General features: G+C 63.9%; 5 protein-coding genes and 1 pseudogene. 2 read left to right on the top strand and 4 right to left on the bottom strand.

The genetic code is table 11. The annotated features are described in order from the left end of the window. The 4 genes from metX to argB all read right to left on the bottom strand — a co-directional run. Positions 1 to 717 (bottom strand): homoserine O-acetyltransferase MetX (gene metX / locus ACTHL0_RS26290; RefSeq protein ID WP_440570027.1); only part of this gene is annotated, 717 nt, incomplete at its 3' end. Between the two features lie 467 nt (positions 718 to 1184). Next, positions 1185 to 1880, bottom strand: coding sequence for a nucleoid occlusion factor SlmA (gene slmA / locus ACTHL0_RS26285; RefSeq protein WP_440570026.1), 696 nt, complete (start codon positions 1878 to 1880; stop codon positions 1185 to 1187). After that, positions 1847 to 2659, bottom strand: coding sequence for a pyrimidine 5'-nucleotidase (locus ACTHL0_RS26280; RefSeq protein WP_440570025.1), 813 nt, complete (start codon positions 2657 to 2659; stop codon positions 1847 to 1849). The genes slmA and ACTHL0_RS26280 overlap by 34 nt, the downstream gene beginning before the upstream one ends. Before the next feature lie 42 nt (positions 2660 to 2701). Then, complete coding sequence (gene argB / locus ACTHL0_RS26275; protein WP_440570024.1) at positions 2702 to 3601, bottom strand: acetylglutamate kinase; 900 nt, start codon at positions 3599 to 3601, stop codon at positions 2702 to 2704. Positions 3602 to 3819: 218 nt separating this feature from the next. Here argB and ACTHL0_RS26270 point away from each other — a divergent pair, with 218 nt between their 5' ends. Together ACTHL0_RS26270 and ACTHL0_RS26265 are read left to right on the top strand one after the other, a co-directional pair. Continuing rightward, positions 3820 to 4095 carry a cysteine-rich CWC family protein gene (locus ACTHL0_RS26270; RefSeq protein WP_440570023.1) on the top strand — a complete coding sequence of 92 codons (276 nt, stop codon included), beginning with the start codon at positions 3820 to 3822 and terminating at the stop codon, positions 4093 to 4095. Between the two features lie 6 nt (positions 4096 to 4101). Continuing rightward, positions 4102 to 4340, top strand: a pseudogene (locus ACTHL0_RS26265) (ATP-binding protein); the annotation flags it as partial.

Below are 4340 nucleotides of genomic sequence, written 5' to 3'. Positions count from 1 at the left end.
TCCGAATTTGGTGGCCATGTCGTCGTCGGACAAGTACGTGATGTGGCCGATCATGCGGGCGACGCGCAGGCCGCGCCGGGGTTTCACGCCGTGTGCGTAGTAATCGCCGCCATGGAAGTCGGGATCGGAGAGGATGGCCGAGCGTGCCACTTCGTTGAACGCGATGTTCTGCGCCGACAGCTTCGGCGTGGACGCGACGATGATGCAATGGCCCACGCGGTCCGGATACATCAGACTCCACGCGAGCGCTTGCATGCCGCCGAGGCTGCCGCCCATGACGGCGGCGAAGCGTTCGATGCCGAACGCGTCCGCCAGGCGTGCCTGCGTATGCACCCAATCTTCCACCGTCACGACAGGAAAGCGGGCGCCGTAGGGCTTGCCCGTGGCGGGATCGAGGCTCATCGGGCCCGTGGAGCCGAAGCACGAGCCGAGATTATTGACGCCGATGACGAAAAAACGATTGGTATCGAGCGGCTTGCCCGGCCCGACCATGTTGTCCCACCAGCCGACGTTCCTCGGTTCATCCGCGTACACGCCGGCCACGTGATGCGAGGCGTTCAGCGCGTGGCAGACGAGCACGGCGTTCGAGCGCGCGGCGTTGAGCGTGCCGTACGTTTCGACCATGAGGTCGTAACCGGCCAGCGATGCGCCGCTGCTCAGCGCGAGCGGCTGCGGGAAGTGCATACGTTGTGGAGTGACGATGCCGATCGATTCCATGTATTCCGCCTTCTGACAGGGCGGCTAAATGGTGTCGGCGATGCGCGGGAGAATGACAGCGCGCGGCTGACGACCTCTTTAGCCGCATTTATAGTGAACCCGGGACCGGCTTGGGTTCGCGCGCCCGCAATCGAGTCGACAAATCGGCGCGCCGCCTTTCGCAAGACCAAGCTGCCGACCTGCGAGAGGCACGAAACAGCTTCGCTTAAGGCGATAGACGACAAAGCATAGCGGAAATCGTAATGATGCGCTATGGGGCCATCGTCACGGAGCCGGCTCCACCGGGGGGCGCTGTATCGCCGTCCCGACGTTCGCGCGCAAGAGTTCATCGCGATTGAACCCGCCGCCTATCGTCCCGAGCACGACCAGGAAGCGCGCGAGGAGCGCCCAGCCATTCGCGCCGCCGCGCGAAGCATGATGCTGCGCGGATCGCCAGATTCCCACCATCGACCAAATCAAAGCGGCGCTCAGACGTGGAGAATCAAGCGCAATTGCGCGTCGGCGTGCTCGCCGGGCGCGCGCGTGAAGCCGCTGCGCGCATACCGGTGCCAGCGCCCAACCACGTAACTGACGAGCAGATTGGCGCGCATGGCGGGATCGTAGTCCGGCGGCAGATGAGTGCCAGCGGGCGCAGCCGTCGGCGCCGGTGCGTCCGCGGCTTGGTTCGCCTCCAGCAGCGCGATGCGCAGACATTGCTTGACCGACGTTTCGACGCGCTCGAGCATCTGCGTCACGCGTTCGGCCAGCCGCGCGTGCTCGCCAACCAGGGCTTCTCCCGTCAGCACGCGCGTCATACCGGGGTTTTTTGCCGCGAAGTTCAACAGCATCAGGCCGATCGCGCGCGCTTGCAGTATGCCGTTCGGTTCTTTTTCCGCGATTTGGTTGATGAGTCCGAAAAACGTGGTCTCGATGAACTCGATGAGCGCTTCGAACATTTGCGCCTTGCTCGCGAATTGGCGGTAGAGCGCCGCTTCGGATACCCCGAGCCGCGCGGCGAGCGCGGCCGTCGTGATCTTCTCGTTTTTGGGGGCCTCGAGCATGGCCGCGAGCGTCTGGAGAATATGGACGCGCCGCTCGCCCGGCTTCATACGCGGTGCGCGCGCGGCGCTCGACGGCTGCGTGTCGCGGTCTATCTCCGCGTCTTGCTTTCGAAACGGCTCCATCTGCGCCCCGCATCGTGACCCAGTCGGAGCGATTTTAATGAACGAATGCGACGATCGACATAGTGCGGCCGCCCGCTACCCGGCAAACGTGGGGTTTTCCCCGCCTGATTGATCGGCTTCGGCAGGTGCCCGACGATCCACACGGTGCCGATGCCGAGCCGCTTGTAGCGCTTCAGATGGGAGCGCGTATCCTCGACGAGGATGGCGTCCTCCATGGGCACACGCGCCTCGCGCAGCACCTGCCGCAGCATCGGCAGATCCGGCTTGGCGTGCCAGGCGCCACGCCGGCGCATCTGCTCGATCGCGATGACGCGCTCGAACAGCCGCTCGATTCCCAGTTCGCGCAGAACGTCGCGCGCGTAGGTTTCGGGCGCGTTCGTCAGAATGATCTTGCGGCCGGGCAGGCCGGCGACCAGGCGCGCCAGGCCGCGCTCGGCGCGCACCATCGCGGGCAAATCCGGGAACGTATGGACGACACGCAGAAAATCGTGTGGATCGATCGGATGATGGCGCGCGAGCCCGAGCAGCGTTGCGCCGTAGCGATGGGTGTAGCGCACGCGCAGCCAGTCCGCCTGCGCCGTTTCGACGCGCAGCACATCGACGATGTAACGCGTCATCGCCGCGTTGATCGCCGGGAAAATCGAATGCGACGCGTGATGCAGCGTGTTGTCGAGATCGAACAGCCAGACGGGCCCGCCCGCGCGCGGACGCGCTCGGGGGCGCCTGTGGGAGATCGGGGACGAGGACATCGGGCGGAAAAACGAACGCGGCCGTTGCATCCGGGCCGGCGGCGTGCCGCCTGCGCCCGGACGCGCAGGCGCTCAGTGCGAGCGGATCATCGTGCCGAACGGCTGCTCGGTCAGAATCTCGAGCAGGACCGAATGCTCGATCCGGCCGTCGATGATGTGAACCGAGCGCACGCCGCTCTTGGCGGCATCGAGCGCCGATGCGATCTTCGGCAGCATGCCGCCCGAAATCGTGCCGTCCTCGAACAGGGCATCGATTTCGCGCGCCGACAAATCGGTCAGCAGCGTGCCCGATTTATCCATGACGCCGGGGATGTTCGTCATCATGACGAGCTTTTCGGCGTTCAGGACGACGGCAAGCTTGCCCGCCACGAGATCGGCATTGATGTTGTACGACAGGCCGTCTTCGCCGAAGCCGATCGGCGAGATCACGGGGATGAAGGCGTCGTCCTGCAACGCGCGCACGACTGCCGGATTGATCGATTCCACTTCGCCCACCTGGCCGATGTCGACATACTGGCCGGGGTTGTCGCGGTCGGGCATCATCAGCTTGCGGGCGTGGATGAGGCCGCCGTCCTTGCCGGTCAATCCGACGGCATGACCGCCAAAATGATTGATGAGCGTGACGATGTCTTGCTGGACTTCGCCGCCGAGCACCCATTCGACAACTTCCATTGTCTCTTCGTCGGTCACGCGCATGCCTTGAATGAACGTGCCTTGCTTGCAGATCTTCTTCAGGGCCTGATCGATCTGCGGGCCACCGCCATGGACGATGACCGGATTGATACCGACGAGTTTGAGCAGAATCACGTCGCGCGCGAAGCCTTGCTTCAGGCGCTCTTCGGTCATCGCATTGCCGCCGTATTTGATGACGACGGTTTTGCCGTGGTATTGGCGGATATAGGGCAATGCCTCGGCCAGAATTTCGGCTTTCAATGTGGGCGCGATCTGGGTGAGGTCGACAGGCTCGGACATGGCGGCAAGCTCGGCAGGCAACGGTTCAAACGGGGGGCGAAAACAGGCGGAATTGTACAGGACTGCGCCGGAAGGCCGCGGTTTTTGGTCGCAGCGGGCGTATAAGGCGCCGATTCTTTGACAAACATGCATGCGGCGTGCCGAGAACGCTGGCATCATCGGTAAATCGTGTTGTTTTTACAACGTTTTTTGCGCTCGTTCGCATAGATGGCATGTTCATGGAAGTCGGACATCCTTTATTTCGGCTCGATTCGCGTGGGCGCTGCCCGCGTTGCGGGGGCGCATTCGACTGCGGCGGCATGACGCGGCCGTTCGACTGCTGGTGTACGCGGATGCCGGCGCTCTCGGCCGTACGAGCGCAACCGGGCGCATCGGCCGTGCCGGCCGTCGATTGCCTCTGTCCGGCCTGCTATGCGCAAGCGCTCGCCGTCTTAGGCGAATCGAGCGGTGCCGCTGCCGGCGCCCCCGCCGTTCGCGACAACTCCATTGGCTAGACTTCGATGCACCGAATTACGAACACCGGCCGGATGAACCTCGGGCACCTGTTTTGGCTGCGTTGCCTGGCCATCATCGGGCAACTTGTCACGATTGCCGTCGTCCAGACGTTCTTCGGCGTGACGCTGCCGTTGCCGGCGATGCTGATCATCATCGCGCTCGAAGCGATCTTCAATGCGGCGACGTGGATTCGCGTCTCGAGTGCGCGGCCCGAAACCGATCTGGAGCTGCTGGGGCAACTGTG

Source organism: Trinickia sp. (genome assembly GCF_051961175.1).
In the GTDB taxonomy this organism is placed as follows: domain Bacteria; phylum Pseudomonadota; class Gammaproteobacteria; order Burkholderiales; family Burkholderiaceae; genus Trinickia.
Note: the sequence above shows the minus strand (reverse complement) of the source record. Positions and strands in the feature narration are given on the sequence as shown.